Origin of the sequence: Pseudothermotoga sp. U03pept (genome assembly GCF_051235805.1) — a bacterium.
In the GTDB taxonomy this organism is placed as follows: Bacteria; Thermotogota; Thermotogae; order Thermotogales; family DSM-5069; genus Pseudothermotoga_B.
In genome coordinates this window covers 1,033,412-1,051,499 of sequence record NZ_JBPNXV010000001.1, presented here as the reverse complement: position 1 = coordinate 1,051,499, position 18,088 = coordinate 1,033,412, and the positions used below count along the sequence as shown (strand labels likewise).

At 43.7% G+C, this 18,088-nt stretch carries 14 protein-coding genes; all 14 read left to right on the top strand.

The window, feature by feature from the left end; translation table 11 throughout:
- Positions 1 to 147 precede the first annotated feature (147 nt).
- The 14 genes from ACSFC1_RS05110 to ACSFC1_RS05045 all read left to right on the top strand — a co-directional run bounded on the left by ACSFC1_RS05110 (position 148) and on the right by ACSFC1_RS05045 (position 18,067).
- Positions 148 to 1,476, top strand: coding sequence for an ABC transporter substrate-binding protein (locus ACSFC1_RS05110; protein WP_435565042.1), 1,329 nt, complete (start codon positions 148 to 150; stop codon positions 1,474 to 1,476).
- A 63-nt stretch (positions 1,477 to 1,539) separates the two neighbouring features.
- Positions 1,540 to 2,430 carry a carbohydrate ABC transporter permease gene (locus ACSFC1_RS05105; protein ID WP_435565041.1) on the top strand — a complete coding sequence of 297 codons (891 nt, stop codon included), beginning with the start codon at positions 1,540 to 1,542 and terminating at the stop codon, positions 2,428 to 2,430.
- A gap of 5 nt (positions 2,431 to 2,435) precedes the next feature.
- Positions 2,436 to 3,287 carry a carbohydrate ABC transporter permease gene (locus ACSFC1_RS05100; RefSeq protein WP_435565040.1) on the top strand — a complete coding sequence of 284 codons (852 nt, stop codon included), beginning with the start codon at positions 2,436 to 2,438 and terminating at the stop codon, positions 3,285 to 3,287.
- A 330-nt stretch (positions 3,288 to 3,617) separates the two neighbouring features.
- Positions 3,618 to 4,958 (top strand): ABC transporter substrate-binding protein, encoded by a 1,341-nt coding sequence (locus ACSFC1_RS05095; protein ID WP_435565039.1) that lies wholly within the window; start codon positions 3,618 to 3,620, stop codon positions 4,956 to 4,958.
- 70 nt (positions 4,959 to 5,028) lie between these two features.
- Positions 5,029 to 6,372: an ABC transporter substrate-binding protein gene (locus tag ACSFC1_RS05090; protein ID WP_435565038.1), complete on the top strand. Its 1,344-nt coding sequence runs from the start codon at positions 5,029 to 5,031 to the stop codon at positions 6,370 to 6,372.
- 71 nt (positions 6,373 to 6,443) lie between these two features.
- The gene (locus ACSFC1_RS05085; RefSeq protein WP_435565037.1) at positions 6,444 to 7,325 is read left to right on the top strand and encodes a carbohydrate ABC transporter permease; all 882 of its coding nucleotides are present in this window, start codon (positions 6,444 to 6,446) and stop codon (positions 7,323 to 7,325) included.
- Positions 7,326 to 7,343: 18 nt separating this feature from the next.
- The gene (locus ACSFC1_RS05080) at positions 7,344 to 8,192 is read left to right on the top strand and encodes a carbohydrate ABC transporter permease (protein ID WP_435565036.1); all 849 of its coding nucleotides are present in this window, start codon (positions 7,344 to 7,346) and stop codon (positions 8,190 to 8,192) included.
- Between the two features lie 19 nt (positions 8,193 to 8,211).
- Positions 8,212 to 10,104 carry a glycoside hydrolase family 127 protein gene (locus ACSFC1_RS05075; RefSeq protein ID WP_435565035.1) on the top strand — a complete coding sequence of 631 codons (1,893 nt, stop codon included), beginning with the start codon at positions 8,212 to 8,214 and terminating at the stop codon, positions 10,102 to 10,104.
- 19 nt (positions 10,105 to 10,123) lie between these two features.
- Positions 10,124 to 11,209 carry a M24 family metallopeptidase gene (locus ACSFC1_RS05070; RefSeq protein ID WP_435565034.1) on the top strand — a complete coding sequence of 362 codons (1,086 nt, stop codon included), beginning with the start codon at positions 10,124 to 10,126 and terminating at the stop codon, positions 11,207 to 11,209.
- Between the two features lie 25 nt (positions 11,210 to 11,234).
- Positions 11,235 to 13,646: a trans-4-hydroxy-L-proline dehydratase gene (hypD, locus tag ACSFC1_RS05065; RefSeq protein WP_435565033.1), complete on the top strand. Its 2,412-nt coding sequence runs from the start codon at positions 11,235 to 11,237 to the stop codon at positions 13,644 to 13,646.
- A 1-nt stretch (position 13,647) separates the two neighbouring features.
- Positions 13,648 to 14,544, top strand: a complete 897-nt coding sequence (locus tag ACSFC1_RS05060) for a glycyl-radical enzyme activating protein (protein ID WP_435565032.1) — start codon at positions 13,648 to 13,650, stop codon at positions 14,542 to 14,544.
- Between the two features lie 507 nt (positions 14,545 to 15,051).
- The gene (locus tag ACSFC1_RS05055; RefSeq protein ID WP_435565031.1) at positions 15,052 to 16,269 is read left to right on the top strand and encodes an extracellular solute-binding protein; all 1,218 of its coding nucleotides are present in this window, start codon (positions 15,052 to 15,054) and stop codon (positions 16,267 to 16,269) included.
- A 27-nt stretch (positions 16,270 to 16,296) separates the two neighbouring features.
- Positions 16,297 to 17,202, top strand: a complete 906-nt coding sequence (locus tag ACSFC1_RS05050; protein WP_435565030.1) for a carbohydrate ABC transporter permease — start codon at positions 16,297 to 16,299, stop codon at positions 17,200 to 17,202.
- Position 17,203: 1 nt separating this feature from the next.
- Positions 17,204 to 18,067: a carbohydrate ABC transporter permease gene (locus tag ACSFC1_RS05045; protein WP_435565029.1), complete on the top strand. Its 864-nt coding sequence runs from the start codon at positions 17,204 to 17,206 to the stop codon at positions 18,065 to 18,067.
- Positions 18,068 to 18,088 lie beyond the last annotated feature (21 nt).

The window sequence follows — 18,088 nt, the reverse complement described above, 5'->3', positions numbered from 1 at the left end:
TTACCTGCATAGAAAAGTATAATCTAATTGGAATGTACGTATCAATACGTATGTTGGTTTTTGCCGTGTAATGGGGTTACAAGGGTGGTTTCATAAAAGTTCTTCGCACAAGCGAAAACTCATATATCATCTGGGGGAGGTGTTGCTATGAGGTCCAGGCTTCTAGTTGTATTGGTTTTGGCAGTCTTGAGTGCACTTGCCTTCGCAGAAGTTACCATCAGTGTGGTTGCTTGTTCTGACAATGCCGATTCACTGAAGTGGTTAGCCCAAGAGTTCATGAAGAAGAACCCCGATATCAAAGTCGATGTGACAACTCTGTCATGGGAAGTTCTGTATCCAAGAATTCTGGCAGATATCAGCGCAAAATCAGGTGCGTTCGATGTCTTCAACTGGGATGTCATGACTGCTGGTGCGGTCAGTCAAGGTTGCGTGGATCTGTTTGAGTTCATCAAACAGAATCCTGATCTTGTTGATCCAGAATATGACATGGATGATCTCCTCCCACTGGCGAAGAACTTGGGGATCTGGGATGGCAAGTTGGTTGGTTTTCCGTATTTTAACAACACCATGTTGTTCTATTACAGAAAAGATCTCTTTGAAAATCCAAAGCACAAAGAAGAGTTTGAAAAGATGTTCGGCAGACCTTTGAGAGTTCCCACGACATGGGCAGAGGCTGTGGATGTCGCAAGATATTTCACCAAGTCCTTTAACAAGAATTCTCCAACACAATACGGAATTGCGTTGATGTTCCCCACAACACACACCATGTTCTACATGTACTTGATCTTCTTCGGTCCTTACAGAAGAAGTGTTGAAGGCATAACGCGTTTTGGACCAGTCGACCTCGATTATGGAGACTATTTCACCAGCGACAGAAAGCCAGCCTTTGCGAGTGACCTAGGTCTGAAAGCTTTTGAAGACATGAAGGCTTTGATGCCTTATTCACCTGACCCACTTGGATCTGACTACGGTGAGACATTGGAGTATTTTGCAAAAGGTATAGTTGCCATGGTACCACAATGGACCAATCCATATCTGCAGTTTAAATCATCCCCAGCACTCCAACCTGCTGAGGAAAAGATTGGAATTGCCCCAATGCCGGGTCGCTCGGTAGCTGGTAACTGGGCTCTTGGCATAAACAAATTCATCTCACAGGAGAAACAAAGGGCAGCCTTCAAGTTCATTCAGTTTGCTACATCAAAGTGGGCAGATAAAGAAAAACTCATCAGATTTGCGATTGCACCTGTGAGAAAATCAACCCTTGCAGATGTAGAGGCACAAAAAGCGATTCCTTGGGTAAAGGTCCTCCCATCGATCTATGCCGATGAGACCTTCAGACCAAGAATACCAGAAGAACCAAGACTCGAGGACATCAGCAACATAAACTTTGCAAAGATTCTCTCTGGAGAACTTCCTTTGACAATTGATACACTGAACAAACTTGCCGCCGAATGGGAAAAGGTTCTCGGAAAGTGAGAACACCTCGGGGTGGGTGATCCTCGCCCACCCTCTTCACACCTGACTGAGGAGGGAACCATCTTGATATCTCAACAGAGGAAAAGAAAGGGCTTGTTCATGATATTGCCAGCAATTGTATTGTTTCTCGTTATGACCATCTATCCTTTTATATACATGATCTACAATTCCTTCACAAATCTCGATCTTTCAAAAAAAGGTACAGGGCAGTTCATCGGTCTGAAAAATTATTTTGAGATCTTTCAAGATAGATTGGCGATATCGTCGATCGAATTCACTATCTTGCTGGTTCTCATAGCCGTCCCACTGGAGATGATCTTTGGCTTGGGACTTTCCTATCTGTTGCGTGATCTGTTTGGCGAGAAGGTTCTCAGATCGTTGTTCCTTATCCCCATGATGGTACCTGCCGCAGTTGGAGGATTCGGTTGGAAGATGCTGTTTAATTTCATCTTTGGACCTATAAACTATTTTCTGGGGCTTCTTGGTTTTCAGCCGATAGAATGGTTTGGCAAGTTGAACAGTGCTCGAATGGCTGTTATGATAGTTGAAATCTGGCAGTGGACACCTTTTGTCTTTCTCATTCTGTACGCTGCGTTACAAGCACTGCCGAAGGACATTCTCGATGCCGGTAAGGTTGATGGAGCAAGTGGATGGAAACTTTTTATGTATATCGAGCTCCCACTTCTCAGACCAATCATATACGTAACACTATTGCTGAGGATCATCGATGTGCTGAGAGCTTTTGATACGGTCTACATGACTACATATGGTGGCCCTGGTTCGGCTACTTCGACATGGAGTTTCTACGCCTACAAAGTAACGGTCTCTTATGGGTGGAACATAGGCTATGGTTCTGCTTTGTGTGTCATTTTAGTAATCGTGAGCGCGATATTGATAAATACACTCACAAGAATCCTGAATATAGGTAAAGAGCTCGGCCTTTCCAAGGAGTGATGAAGATGACGCGCAAAAAGATTCTTCGAATCATCAGATTTCTTGTGGCAATTCTTGTTCTATCGATCTTTCTTTTCCCGATTTACTGGATTCTCATAACCGCTTTTAAACAAGAGTCTGAATGGTTCACTACACCTCCTGTCTTCTGGCCGACGAAATTCACTCTTTCGAACTTTTTGGGCACAGGTTCAACTACCTTTGGAACTACGACTACATCGATAGCTGGGATAATTCCTTTCTTGCGCAACAGCATAGTCGTTGCTACTACTACTTCCTTGGTTTCAACAGTTATTGCTGCTTTTGCAGCCTATGCGATTTCCAGAACAAAGATTGGTGGTACAAGCTTGGCTGGTTGGTTCATATCTATGAGATTTCTGCCTCCCATTGCGAGCGCTATACCTTTGTATGTTATCTTCTCGAAGATATCGCTTCTGAACACTTGGTGGGCACTGATCTTGCCGTATCTTGTACCCACAACGGCTCTCTCTATATGGTTACTGATATCCTTTTTCAACGAAATCCCACAGGAGATTGAAGAAGCAGCATACATTGATGGTGCATCGAGAACACAAGCATTCCTTCAAGTCGTGCTGCCGTTGAGTGCACCCGGTCTTGCTGCCGCAGCAATTCTGGCTTTCATACAAAGCTGGGGTGAGTTCTTACTCGCTTTGGTTTTGACGAGCAATGCTTCAGCTCAAACCTTACCCGTCTATCTTGGAAGATACATAACTGGCTGGCGTGTAGCCTGGGGACCGCTTTCAGCGGCTGGACTTGTAACAATGCTACCAGTGATAATCTTTGCACTCATAACACAGCGATATTTGATAAGAGGATTGACTCTGGGAGCTGTAAAATAGTCTTCATTGATTTCGCTGACAAAGACCCACTTTTGGATTGTTGAAAATTAATCTCTGGCGAAAATCAAAGAAATTAGGAGCAATAGTAAGAAATTGGATTTGAACGAGTACAGGATCAGTTATTTCGGTTTACTTTGGCTGCGAGTTGACCCTTGTCAACTTTGACTTGCAAGCATCATTTCTGTAAACTCACAGATGTACGTACATATACTAACATGCCTTTTGTAGTTTCTCAATCTCTTCCTTGTCTATTCACTTTTCGTGTACATACCTGTGCTCGAAAAGATGACTGAGAAGAGGGTACTAACACACTGAAAGGGGGTTAAGGTAATGAGGGTTTTGAGAATTTTCACTGTTTGTCTTGTCTTGCTTATGTTTTCAGTCAATGCTTTCGCAGCCAAAACAGTCGAGCTAATTTTCACCTTTTGGGGTACCGACCTGGAAGCAAAGGTCGTTAGTGAGGCTTGTGCGAGATTCAACAAAGCACATCCTGATATCAAGGTATCGCCGATGCACATTCCCACGAACTATATCGAAAAACTCACAGCAATGGTTGCTGCTGGTACTCCGCCACATATAGGATATTTGTACGAACCAAATGTTCTGGATTGGGCGTCGAAAGGTATTCTTTACGATCTAACAGAAGCTATCAGCCAAGATCCACTTCTTTCAAACAAATTGCCAGAATTGTACTGGAGATACGATGGTGGCAAGAAGGTGGCTGGAATCACGGTTGCAGCAGAATTCATGATTACCTACTACAACAAAGATTTGTTTGACAAAGCGAAGGTTCCATATCCTCCGACGAAACCTGAAGAGTGGACGTGGGACAAATTCGTTGAAACGGCGAGAAAGCTGACCTTCGACAACAAAGGTAGAAGACCGGGTGAGCCAGGATTTGATTCCAAAAATATTGTCCAGTACGGTGCCGTGATTCCACTTTGGTGGTGTCCACTCATTCCGTTGATTTGGTCAAATGGCGGTGACATTGCCGACGCAACTGGTACCAAACCGATGATTAACTCTCCAGAGACAATAGAAGCCCTTCAGAAGATTTACGATCTGATGTATAAAGACCACGCTGCTGCCCCACCAACTGTATCAGACGCATTTCCAAGCACGAACATAGCTTTGCAAACAGGTCAAGTTGCGATGGTCATAGATGGACAATGGGCTATGCAGGAAGCTGGAGAAATGGTTAAAGAGGGATCACTGAAGTTAGGGTTAGCACCACTTCCCTATTTCAAAAAACCGGTAACAGGTGTAATCGGAACTCCAATAGTCATTTTCAAAGATGCTGTTAAGGATCCCGAAGTTCTCAAAGCGGCTTTGGAGTTTCACAAGTTCATCCAGGATCCTGAGAATGTTCTAACCCTTATAAGATGCGGGTTGTGGCAACCTACAACTATTGAATGGTATACCAAGGACGAGTACATAAAAAAGTGGACGGATCCAAAACTGCATCCAGCTGAGTACAGAGCTGCCGTTATTGAGTATCATGCATATGCAAGAAAGTATCCTGTAGCATATCTGAAAAACTCTGCGGAGATCAACACGATCTTTGGTCAGGAGATGACAAGAATTTTCTACGGGAACGAAGACATCGAAAAGGTCTGCAATGAAGCTGCTGAAAAACTGAAACCTATACTTGCTGGAAGATATGACAAGTAACAATCAAGATCGTTATCTGAATGGATTTGAAGGTTCACAAACTGTCATAGGAAGGTAGGAGGTGGATATTGTGAAGTTGAGACTCGGTATAGTCATTTTTCTGACCCTTGCTATTCTCGCTTCAGCAAAAACAATTGAACTGAAATTTGCTTTCTGGGGTGATGAACTTGAAGCTCGTGTTGTCACACAAGCGTGTGAAAAATTCAACAAACTCCATCCAAACATCAAAGTTGTACCAATGCACATTCCACAATACCTTGAAAAGCTTTCTGCAATGATTGCCTCAGGTGAGCCACCTCATCTGGCTTATCTTGTTGAGAGTCGCGCCCTTAGTTGGGCTGCCCAAGGCATTCTTGTTGACTTGAACGAACTGCTTCAGAAAGATGCAGATCCCGTGATTGTGAACAAGTTACCACAGCTTTACTGGAAGTTTGATACAGGTAAGAAATTGGCAGGGGTAAGCTTTGCAGCAGAATTCATGATTACCTACTACAACAAAGATTTGTTTGACAAAGCGAAGGTTCCATATCCTCCGACGAAACCCGAAGAGTGGACGTGGGACAAATTCGTTGAAACGGCGAGAAAGCTGACCTTCGACAACAAAGGTAGAAGACCGGGTGAGCCAGGATTTGATTCCAAAAATATTGTCCAGTACGGCGCGGCAATTGGAGGAGGAGGCACAAGTCCGTGGGTTCTCTATCCTTTGCTGTGGTCGAATGGCGGAGATATTGTGAGTGAAGATGGAAAGCAAGTAATGCTGGATTCTCCTGCGACCGTTGAAGCTATTCAGAAAATATACAATTTGATCTACAAAGATTTTGCTGCTATAGCACCGGCAGCTGCAGACGCCTTCCCGAGCTTGAATGTTGCTCTACAGACAGGCCAGGTTGCGATGGTTCTTGACGGTCAGTGGGCTATGCAAGAGGCTGCTCAAATAGCAAAAGAAGAAGGTCTGAGGTTCGGTGTTGCTCCTCTGCCATACATGAAAGTACCAGTTACCGGTGTGGAAGGAACACCAATAGGAATATTCAAAGATGCTGTCAAGAATGACCCAGAAGTACTGCAGGCAGCATGGGAATTCTACAAATTCATCCAAAACCCAGATCAGGTAGTTGAGGTCATAAGAAGTGGATTGTGGCAACCTACTATACTCGATTGGTACACCAAAGAGGAATACATAAGCAAATGGTTGAATCCGGAGGTTCATCCAAAGGAATACAGAGATGCAGTTGTCAACTACTACAAGTATGCTAAACCATATCCCAATGCATATCTGAAGAACGTTGCTGAGATCAACACCATCGTAGTGCAAGAGATGAGCAGAATCTTTTACGGTCAGGAAGATATAACAAAAGTGTGTAAGGAAGCTGCAGCAAAGATCCAGCCGTTGGTTGCCGGAAGATATGACAAGTAATTCCAAGAGTTTTTCACTTCTAGCAGAGGGGATAAGATCCCCTCTGATTCTACACAAGGAGCGTGACATCTTTGAGAAAGTTTGAAACAAAATGGGGAATCGCACTCGCTCTACCTGGAATTGCAGGATATTTCCTGTGGGTTCTTGGACCAACAATTGCTGCGATATTTATGAGCTTCACAAATTGGTCTCTTGCAGGCAAGCCACAGTGGATAGGATGGGAAAATTACTCAAAACTCTTCAACGATTTCATATTCAAGAAATCACTGTTTGTAACCTTTTATTACGCGATTGGTAGTGTTGTTCTCAGTCTTCTTGTAAGTTTCTTTTGGGCACTATTGCTGAATGTGAAAGTTCCTGGAAGATCACTCTTTAGAACGCTTTTCTTCATACCATCAATTACCCCATCAGTTGCAGTTGCAATGGTCTGGTTAACACTGTACCATCCTCAATTCGGGTTGCTGAATCATATCTTCAAATCCTTAGGCTTACCGGCACTAAAATGGATATACGACGAGAAACAAGTGATACCGGCTTTTATTGTGATGAGTACCTGGACCATAGGTTACACAATAACCATTTTTCTTGCTGGATTGCAGGGCATACCAGAGTATCTTTATGAAGCGGCAATGCTCGACGGTGCAACATGGTGGCACAGACTGAGACATGTCACTGTTCCAATGATGACTCCCACGATATTTTTCAACTTGCTTATGGGTATAATCGGGGCACTTCAGGGTGGATTCACCCAAGCATATATCATGACAAGTGGTGGTCCGAATTACGCAAGCATGTTCTACACGTACTACATTTTTCTGACAGGTTTTCAATATGGGAAAATGGGTTATGCTTGCGCTTTGTCGGTGATTATCTTTGCAATAATAATAGTCTTGACCCTCGTCATATTTAGAACATCCCGATACTGGGTCTATTATGAAGCGTTACGCAAGTAGTGCATGGAGGTGCTCATAGTGAGAGTGGCTCACTCAAGAATAATGACTATTCTTACTGGAAAAACCATTACCTTTGTTGTTTTGATTTTCGGTTCTGTTGTCTACCTGATGCCTTTTCTCTGGCTTCTCAGAAGCTCTTTAATGTCGTCGGGCCAGATCTTTAGAATGCCACTTGAATGGATTCCGAAGCCTTTTAGATGGCAGAACTATCCACAAGCGCTCACAGCGATGCCTTTTTTCAGATATCTTCTGAACACCCTGCTTGTACTTGGATTCGTTGAAGCCGGCACACTCTTGACGGCTCCTATGGCTGCATTTGCGTTTTCTAGATTGCGTTGGCGAGGAAGAGATCTCTTGTTTTTCATAATTCTTACCTCTCTGATGATACCCTACGCTGTTACTCTGATTCCTACATTCATTTTGTGGAAGTCTTTGGGGTTTGTGAACACTTACTTACCGTTGACAGTTCCAGCCTGGTTTGGTGGCAGTGCTTACTACATCTTCATGCTTAGACAGTTTTTTGCGGGTCTTCCGATCGAACTTGATGAAGCCGCCTATCTGGATGGCGCAACACCCTGGCAAGTACTGTGGAGAATAGTTGTACCCCTTTCTAAACCTGCACTGATAACTGTAGCTGTCTTTACTTTTCTGGGTGTCTGGGGAGATCTCATGGGACCGATCATTTATTTGAACGATGCGAAGAAATACACATTGGCGGTTGGACTAACGATCTTCCGTGGGGCTTACAGTACAAAGTGGAATTTGCTGATGGCGGCTTCCACGGTCATTATGATTCCTCCAATCTTGATATATTTCGTCGGGCAGAACTACTTTCAGCGCGGCATAGTTATGACAGGAATGAAATAGCCTAAAAGGAGGTTGCGTGATGATGAGCAGAAAAGTACCTGTTGAGACGCAGAAAAGCCCTTATGCACTTTTGAAAGGTTTAGAGATATCTGATGTTCACATCTATGGCTTTCTCGGTGATTACCTTGATAGAGCAGCTAATGTAACACTACCCAGTATGTATGAAATGCTTGAAAAGGAAGGAAGAATAGACAACTTGAGATTTGCCTCTGGTAAGAAAAAGGGTACTTTCAAAGGATTTCGCTTCAATGATACTGATGTACACAAATGGGCTGAAGCTGTTTCCTTTCTCTTTGCAACAAAAGTGGATACAGAACTCGAAAAGGACCTCGACTGTGCTATTGAGGAAATCAGAGCAGCTCAAGATGAAGATGGCTATGTCGATAGTTATTATCCCAAAGATAAGAGAAATGAGAGATGGACAGATCTGGGATGGTCTCATGAAATGTATTGCGCAGGACATCTCATTCAGGCAGCCGTTGCACATAAGAGGGTCACTGGCAAAAATTCCTTACTCGAGATAGCCAAGAGATTCGCTGATCACATCGATAGTCTTTTTGGACCTAATAAGAAACCTGAGTTGGACGGGCATCCTGAAGTCGAAATGGCTCTTGTCGAGCTCTACAGAGAAACGGATGATCCTAAGTATTTGAAGCTGGCGGACTATTTTGTGCGTGCACGAGGAAAAGGTTATGCAAGTAGCTCAAAGTATCCTGGAATAACCCGCGAATATTTCGTGGACCATAAACCGTTTGTTGAACTGGATGAACTTGTTGGCCATGCTGTGAGAATGTTGTATTTGTGTTGTGGGGCTGCTGATTTGTATTTGGAAACCGGTGCAGAAGACCTTTGGCGAGCCCTTGAAAGACTGTGGCATGATTTGGTTGAAAAGAAGATGTACATCACTGGTGGATGTGGGGCTCGTGCAGAAGGGGAAGCCTTCGGCAAAGAGTACGAACTGCCAAACATGAAAGCATACACGGAAACTTGTGCAGCAATCGCCAGTTTCATGTGGAATTACAGGATGTTCTTAGCGACGAATGATGCAAAGTACGTAGACACAATGGAGCAAGTACTTTACAATGGATTACTTTCGGGCATTTCTCTGGACGGCAAGCATTACTTCTACGATAATCCACTTGAAAGCGATGGCACCCACACAAGAAAAGAATGGTTTGAATGTGCTTGTTGTCCGCCGAATATCGCCAGACTAATTACCTCACTACCTGGGTACATATATTCACTGAAAAAGGATGATTCTGCTGTTTTTGTCAATCTCTATGAGAAGAGCACAGCTAATATCAGTACACGTTTTGGAAGGATGACACTGCTCGTAGAAACAGATTATCCGTGGTCTGCTCAAATACAAGTTAGAGTGATCGATTCACGGATCACAGACCCGGTGGCGATCTACTTTAGAATACCAGGTTGGACAAGAGACTTCTCAGTCAGAATAAACGGTGAAGATATCAATGTCCAGCTGCAGAATGGTTATGCAGAGATAAAGAAGATTTGGAAAACAGGAGACTCTATAGATCTGTCATTTTCGATGCCTATAGAAACGATTCAAAGTCATCCATTTGTGGAAGAGAATAGAGGAAAGATTGCCATTAAGAGAGGTCCAATTGTTTACTGTGCAGAAGCTGCAGACAACGACTTTGAGGTACGAACATTGGGATTGCCGAAAGTTCCCCAACTGCAATTTCGCTGTGAAAGTATTCCTGTTTTGGGCAAGATTGTTTCAATCTCGGGTCATGGTTTTGCTCAGGATATGAAAAATTGGGAAGGTAAGCTCTACATACCCACAGAGAAGTTAAGAGAAGACAAACCAGTTGAGGCAAGATTTGTTCCTTACTTTTCTTGGGCAAACAGGACTCGTGGACCAATGATTGTATGGATTAGATCAGTTTGAATTAGAAAGGAGAAATTGGATGAAAAGAAGCCAGAAACTGATGAACTATGTCAAATCTAATATCCATAGAGATGTAGATACAGTGATGATATGGAACTATGAGAATTCGTCCACAGCAAACACCTTCTATTTGTCTGGTTTTCGAGGTTCATGCAGCGTTCTGATAATTCAGGATGGATCCAATTACGTTATCACTGACTCAAGGTACTTTGAACAGGTGGAACAAGAGAGTGACTTTGTTTTGGTGAAACACACCAGTGGTAAGCTGATCCAAACCGTGGCATCCTTTCTGAAAACACTATCTGCGCAATTCATAGGCTTCGAAGCAGAAAGACTTGACTGCAAGACTTATGGTGAATTACGTCACGAACTGAATGCTGAATTCATACCAATCGATGATGTGCTCTACAGGATGCGCTCTATTAAGAGTGAAGAAGAAGTGAGTAAGATACGTACTGCCAGCAGAATAGCTGAAAAAGCTTTTAAAGATACTCTCGGCTGTATCAAAGAGGGTGTGACTGAGCTTGAAATTTGTGCTGAACTGGAATACAGGATCAAGAAACTGGGTGGGCAAGTGGGATTCGAAACTCTTATCGGTTCTGGTCACAATACTTCAAAACCACATGTCAAACCCACAGCCAAGAAGGTAGAAAATGGGGAATTAATCCTGTTTGATTTTGGTGCACGCGTTGACGGTTACTGTTGTGATATAACAAGAATGGTGGTGCTGGGAAAACCATCTGCGGAAATAATTGAGTGCTATGACTTAGTCAAGCATTCTCTTAAGAGAGCAACAGATGAAGGCAGGGCTGGGCAGATTCCAAGTCAAATTGATAAAGTGGCAAGACATGTCATTCTACAGAGCAAATATGCTGAACATTGTTTCAAATACGGTTTGGGACACGGTATAGGACTCGAAGTTCATGAGCCACCGAGGATGGGTCCGATCTTCAATGACCCGCTGCCAGTTGGTGCGGTAATCACCGTAGAGCCGGGGATTTACATACCAGGGAAGTTCGGTATCAGGATTGAAAACGACGTAGTCGTTCGTGATGATTGTTTTGAGAAAATCACAGACTTGGACGAGGAGCTCATCACGATCTAAGGCATAGTTTAAGGAGGTGGGGATTTTGAAGGCAAATCTTGACAAGGAAATCGAACGAAGACGCTCAAGTATAAGGTCGGTGAGTAATCGAATCGAAAGACTGAGAGAAGAGAGTGTTCAAGCAAAAGAAAAGATATCAGTTGAGCGAGCAAGATTAATGACAGATTTTTATAGAACCAAAGCTCCTCAAAACATCTCATACCCAGTTCTACGTGCCATGGCTTTCAAGTATTTAATGGAGAACTGCAGCCTTCCAATGGAAGATGGTCAACTCATTGTCGGCATCAGAGGAACAGGACCTAAGGAAGTTCCGACCTACCCTGAAATATGTGTCCACACAATTGAGGACCTTCAGACCTTGGAAACAAGAAAAAACATGCCATTTCAAGTTGATGATCAAACACGTGAGATCTATGAAAAGAAAATCATACCCTTCTGGTGCGGGCGAGCAATGAGGGATATCATTTTTGAAAATATGCCTCAAGAATGGAAAGACGCGTACGAAGCAGGAGTCTGGACAGAGTTCATGGAACAAAGGGCGCCTGGGCACACCTCTGGCGGAGGAATGATTTTCAAGACCGGCGTCTTCGACATAAAGAGAAAGATAAGAGAAAAGATGGCGCAACTTTCGACTTGTGACCCAGAGTATCTCGAGAAACTTGAAGAGCTCAAGGCAATGGATATTGCTTGTGATGCAATTCTAATATATGCAAAACGATACAGCGAGAAATTGAAGACTCTTGCTGAGATTGAAGAAAACATTCAAAGGAAAAAGGAACTTCTGGAAATGGCAAGGATTTGCGAGAAAGTTCCCGCACATGCACCAGAGAGTTTCTGGGAGGCGCTTCAACACTATTGGTTCATCCATGTTGGCATCACTTATGAGACAAATCCATGGGATTCTTTCACACCGGGTAGACTTGACCAACACCTTTACAAGTTTTACAAAAGAGATGTTGAATCAGGCAAAATAACTCGGGAAATGGCAAAAGAATTGTTGCAAGCTTTCTGGCTGAAATTCAACAACCAACCGTCTGTCCCAAAGGTGAAAATAACCGCGGAAGAAAGTTTTACTTACAATGATTTTTCAAAGATCAACGTGGGTGGACTTGGAACAGACGGTTCAGATGCGGTGAACGAGCTTTCCTACTTGATTTTGGAAGTACTCTCCGAGATGAGAACACTTCAACCGAATACAGCCGCTCTCGTAAGTGACAAGAATCCTGATGCCTTTCTTTTGAAGGCTTTAGAAGTTATGGCGCCGGGTTTCGGAGAACCACCTCTTTTCAACTACGACAGAATTATCGTCAAAATGTTGCGTCAAGGGAAGACTCTTGAAGACGCAAGAGAATCGGGTGTGAGTGGTTGCGTTGAAACAGGTGCACTTGGTAAAGAAGCATATATCCTCACAGGTTATCTGAATCTGCCAAAGATCTTGGAAATAACACTCAATGGTGGTGTTGACCCCAGAACGGGTAAACGTATAGGCTTAGAAACGGTGGTTCCACAAAGTTTTGACGAATTATGGGATTCTTTTCTAAAGCAGCTCAAATACTTCATAGATACAAAGATAAAAGGTAATGATGTCATTGAAGCACTTTATGCCAGATACTTGCCTGTTCCATTTATGTCGTTGTGGATTCAAGATTGTGTCGAGAACGCAAGAGACTACAACTCTGGTGGTGCTCGGTACAACACACAGTACATTCAGTTTGTCGGTCTTGGGACTGTTACAGACTCACTTGCCTCGATGAGGTGGAACGTTTTTGACAAGAAACTTTTCACCTGTGAAGAAGTTCTAAAAGCTTTGCGTGAAGACTTTCAAGGTTATGAGCACATGAGGCAGATCTTCCTGAACAAAACCCCAAAGTACGGCAACGATGACGATTATGCTGACAACATTGCAAAGAAACTTGTGGACGAGATTGTTCGAGTTGTGGAAGACTATCGACCATCGCCGGTGAGGAAAGCATCACGAAGGGCTTATTTTCTACCGACCACAGTTCATGTTTATTTTGGCGCTGTCACTGGTGCAACTCCCGATGGCAGAAAAGCTGGTATGCCTGTTTCAGAAGGTATCTCACCAGCTCAAGGAGCAGACAGAAAAGGCATAGCAGCTGTATTCAACTCTGTCTGCAAGTGTGATTGGGACAAAACCGGCGGAGCACTACTCAACCAGAAGCTCACACCAGATTTGGTGCAAGACAGCACGAACCTGGTCAAACTGGGGAAGCTCATAAGGACCTTTTTCAGGATGGGTGGACACCATGTACAGTTCAACGTAGTGTCTTCAGAACTTCTGAGAGAGGCTCAAAAGAGACCAACTGACTTTCAAGATTTGATGGTCAGAGTAGCTGGTTACAGTGATTATTTTGTCAGTTTGCCAAAGGGTTTGCAAGAAGAGATCATAGCTCGAACAGAGCAGGGTGAACTGTGAAATGCAGGGACTCATCTTCAACATTCAAAGATTTGCAATTCATGATGGTCCAGGCATAAGAACAACTGTCTTCTTAAAAGGATGTCCCCTCTCTTGTTGGTGGTGTCACAACCCAGAAGGAATATCTCCAAATGCAGAGCTGATGTGGACAAAATACAAATGCATACACTGTCAGTCGTGTGTTGCATCATGTCCAAGCCACGCTCTGAGTTTTGAGAATGATCTGCTGACTTTGAAAAAAGACCAGTGCGTGTTGTGCGGAAAATGCACGCAATATTGTCCAACAGACGCTCTGAAGGTTGTAGGGCAGTGCATCGAACCCGAAGATCTGTTAAGGGAACTAAAAAAGGACACAATGTACTTTGATCAATCAGATGGCGGTGTTACCTTTTCTGGTGGTGAGCCATTGCTGCAGACTGAGTTTCTCTTGGAAGTATTACCCAAGATCAAGTCACACGGCATACACGTTACCATTGATACCTCCGGCTATGTGAATCAAGAAGACTTGGAAAAGATCGCTACATTTGTCGACCTATTCTTGTATGATTTGAAGGTCATCGACGAAAGAAAGCATATCAAATACACAGGAATCAGCAACGGTGTGATAAAGGATAACCTGAAATTTCTATCTAAGAGGAAGAAAGAATTCGTGATTCGTATCCCCGTTGTGCCAAACGTGAACGATTCACAGCAAGACTTAGAAGATCTGTGCAACTTCTTAGCCTCACTTGACAATAAACCAAAGATAGATCTGCTTCCCTATCATGATGTTTCGGAGAAATACACTGCACTCTGGAGAAGGTATAAAATGAACATCTCGAGCGATATAAGCAAGATAGTTAAATACATGGAAAATGAGCTAAGATCAAAGGGCTTTCAAGTCAAAATCGGTGGATGAATATGTTATGTTTTTCCGATACCAGGTGAACAAATCTTCGGATCAGAATACTTGTTTCTGTCCACTTGACGCTCGTACATGGTCTTGTAAAAATAATTCAACGTGAAAAACATACAAGTAGCGAGAAATTCAAAGATATACTGAACAAGATCCAGCATTTTGCTGCTAATTGCCTCAGAAGCTTGCGAATAGCCTTCTTCGAGACCTCCTCATAATTTGACAAAAAAGACATTATTCTTGATAATACCAATGTACGTACATATACTGATAGTCTTTGAGTTCGCTGAGCCTTCCATGTCAGTGCAATGTTACCTTCCAGGTTTGGTAAACATTTCTCAAAATATCTGAGCAAAATGGGGGTGATAATGATGAGATGTCTCAAGCAACAAACAGGGTTTACTTGATCTTGCGTTCATTTCACAGATTTTCAAGTGACATTCAGTGGTGAACTACTGTGGGGTTAAAACTCAAGGAGGTGAAATTCATGGGTATGAGAAGGATTCTTTTTTGATTCTTGCGTTGCTATTTGCAGCTTCATTTGTGAATGTGAAGGTTACTTTGACTTTCATGACACCTCTTGCAGGAGAAGACGGCGCATACATGGACAAGATCATTCAAAAATTCAACGCTCAACACCCAGACATTGAGGTTGTGCACCTGGTATTGGTCAATGACCTTGAGTACAAGATGAAGTTGTCCACTGGTGTTGCAACAAAACAAGCACCACAGGTTTTGTTCACAAGAAAATACGTACTGCCAGCATTTAAAGACTTGCTCAAGACATTTACAGTCGAGGAACTCAAGCAATATGGAATCGATGTTGCCGATATCTACCCAGGTTTGATTGAAGGACTTATCGAGGGTGGCAAGGTTTTTGGAATACCTCTCGACTACTGGATATTCTACATGGCTTACAATCGTGGTAATTTCGTGAAAGCTGGTCTTGATCCTGACAGACCACCAACAAACCGAGAAGAGTTTTCCGCGGCATTGGAAGCCTTGAAGAAGGTTACGCCTCAGGGGGTAACACCATACTATGAAAATCCATCCTGGAGTTGGTTGTGGGTACACTACATGTTGCAGTTCGGCGGTGATTTGCTCACATCCGACTTCAAAGAACCAGCCTTCATGGAAGCTGGAGCAAAAGCACTGAGATTCATGATGGAGCTGCAAGAGAAGGGGTATCTGCTAAAAGCCAGTGTTGACCCCGGTCCAGTTTTCCTTGGAGGGCAATCTACCTTCTTGATAACGGGCATCTGGACGGCAGCAGCGTTCAAAGAAGCCTTGGGAGAGAATTTCGGTGCAGCACCTGCCCCACAGCTTGGTACGCACAATGCTGTCTTTGGTGGTTCTCATGTTCTGGCTTTAACAAAGGTTATGGTTGAGGATCCGCAAGTTCTTAAAGCAGCTATGACTTGGGTCAAGTATCTGTGGGACCACGCCATAGAATGGTACGCAGCCGGTCAAACACCTGCGAGAATATCTATTGCGCAGAGTCAAGAATTGAAAGAGAAGCTTCCTCATATATACACCGTTGCACAGCAATTACCGTACGTCAAGACGTTCCAAATGTTTCCAATACTCTCAGAAGTCTTGGATGCTGTGGCAGTGCATCTTGAAGATGTCCTTGTCACTCGAAAGTTGACACCAGAGAAAGCCATGCAGACAGCGGCAGATGAGGTAAGAGATATCTTGGAAGACTACTGGTCTGGTCAGAAGAAATAAAGCAGATTGGGGAGGAGGTGTGAACTCATGGTACGACCACTGTCTAAACGCATCAGAACGGGGGTTGGAGCCTACATCTTCCTCCTCCCCCACATGTTCTTCTTCACACTGTTTGTCGCTGCACCGCTGATTTACGGCTTAATAATGAGTTTCCACGATTGGCGTCTGCTGGGAGAACCAAGATTCATTGGATTTGACAATTTCTCTCGTGTTTGGCGGGATTCACGCTTCTGGGATACAGTGAAAAATACTGTCTTTTTTTCGGCAATAAGCGTTCCCCTGACAGTAGCCTTAGGGGTTGTCTTGGCATTAGTTTTGAATCAGAAGATGTATGGAAAGTTGTGGCCAATGGTCGCTTTTGTTTCTCCGGCATTCTTTGGTTCAATCGGGATCTTGTTCTCTTGGGACTGGATACTTGGTTCACAACCTGCCGCTCTGGCGAACTACTATCTGCAGAAAATCGGTTTTATTAATGACCCAATGTCTTGGTTCAAAAGCGCGACTTTGGCTTGGACTTGGATAATTGCCATAACTGCCTGGTGGATAGTTGGCTTCAGTGTCCTTTTATACATAGGTGCTTTGCAGAGAATTCCACCAGAACAATATGAGGCTGCAAAGATAGATGGTGCTGGACCTTGGAAAAGATTCATACATGTGACACTACCTTGGATAAGAAATGTAATGTTCTTTGATATAGCGAGGCATGTGCTGCTGGCTTTTGGTTTGTTTGATCAGGTTTACATCTTGACTGCAGGAGGACCTGCGGGCAGTACCCGTACGATGGTTTACTATCTGTACATGGTTGGTTTTGAGAGACAACAACTTGGTCGCGCCGCAGCGATCTCTTGGTACATTTTTCTGATCGTGATTGTCTTCGGCTTGATACAATTGGCCCTCTTAACGCAGTCAGTTAGGTCAGCGGAGGTGGAATAGAATGACTCAGCTGAGAAGAATCAAGAGATCTGTTGTGAAGAGAGCAATATACTCGGTACTGATATGGTTGTTGTCTTTCCTGTGGTTTGTGCCAATTTTCTGGATGCTGACCACATCTCTAAAACCAACAACAGTTGCTGTGACAGAGAACCCTCCTCGGTGGATACCAAATCCAATGACTTTTGAAAACTACGCAGCTGTTGCAAGAGCAGCAGGAGGTATCAACGTTGGAAGATCAGTTTGGAACAGTGTGATCGTCGCTGCGATCGCAACAGTCGCCGGCTTATTAGTTGCAGTACCAGCTGCTTATGCACTCGCAAGACTTCGATTTCCTGGGCAGCGAATCATCTTCTGGACATATGTTGCAATATTGGCGTTTCCATCTGTGCTATTCTTGGTGCCAAATTTCTTTATAATCAACCGCTTAGGATTGATGAACAGCTTCGCGGCTTTGATTTTACCGGGTTTGGGTGGTACTTTTGGTGTTTTTATGTTACGTCAGTATATGCTTGGGATTCCCAGAGAACTTGAAGAAGCAGCCTTGATAGATGGTTGCTCGCGCCTACGCATCCTGACAAGAATAGTTGTTCCGTTGATTAGACCAGCGCTCGTAACACTTGGAATAATGACCTTCCTGGGGTCTTGGAACAGCTTTCTCTGGCCGCTAATCGTACTGACTTCATCGAGCAAGTTCACTTTACCAATTGCTTTGGTTCGTTTCAGTGCAGGATGGGGTGATCCATATAGAGGTATAGGTGCATCAATGGCTGCAGCATTCATCTCCGTTGCGCCAGTACTTGTAATTTTCGTAGCATTTCACAAGTATCTAATGCGTGGTGTTTCACTTGGCTCCATTGGGAAGTGATATTACCAACGGGAGTTGATC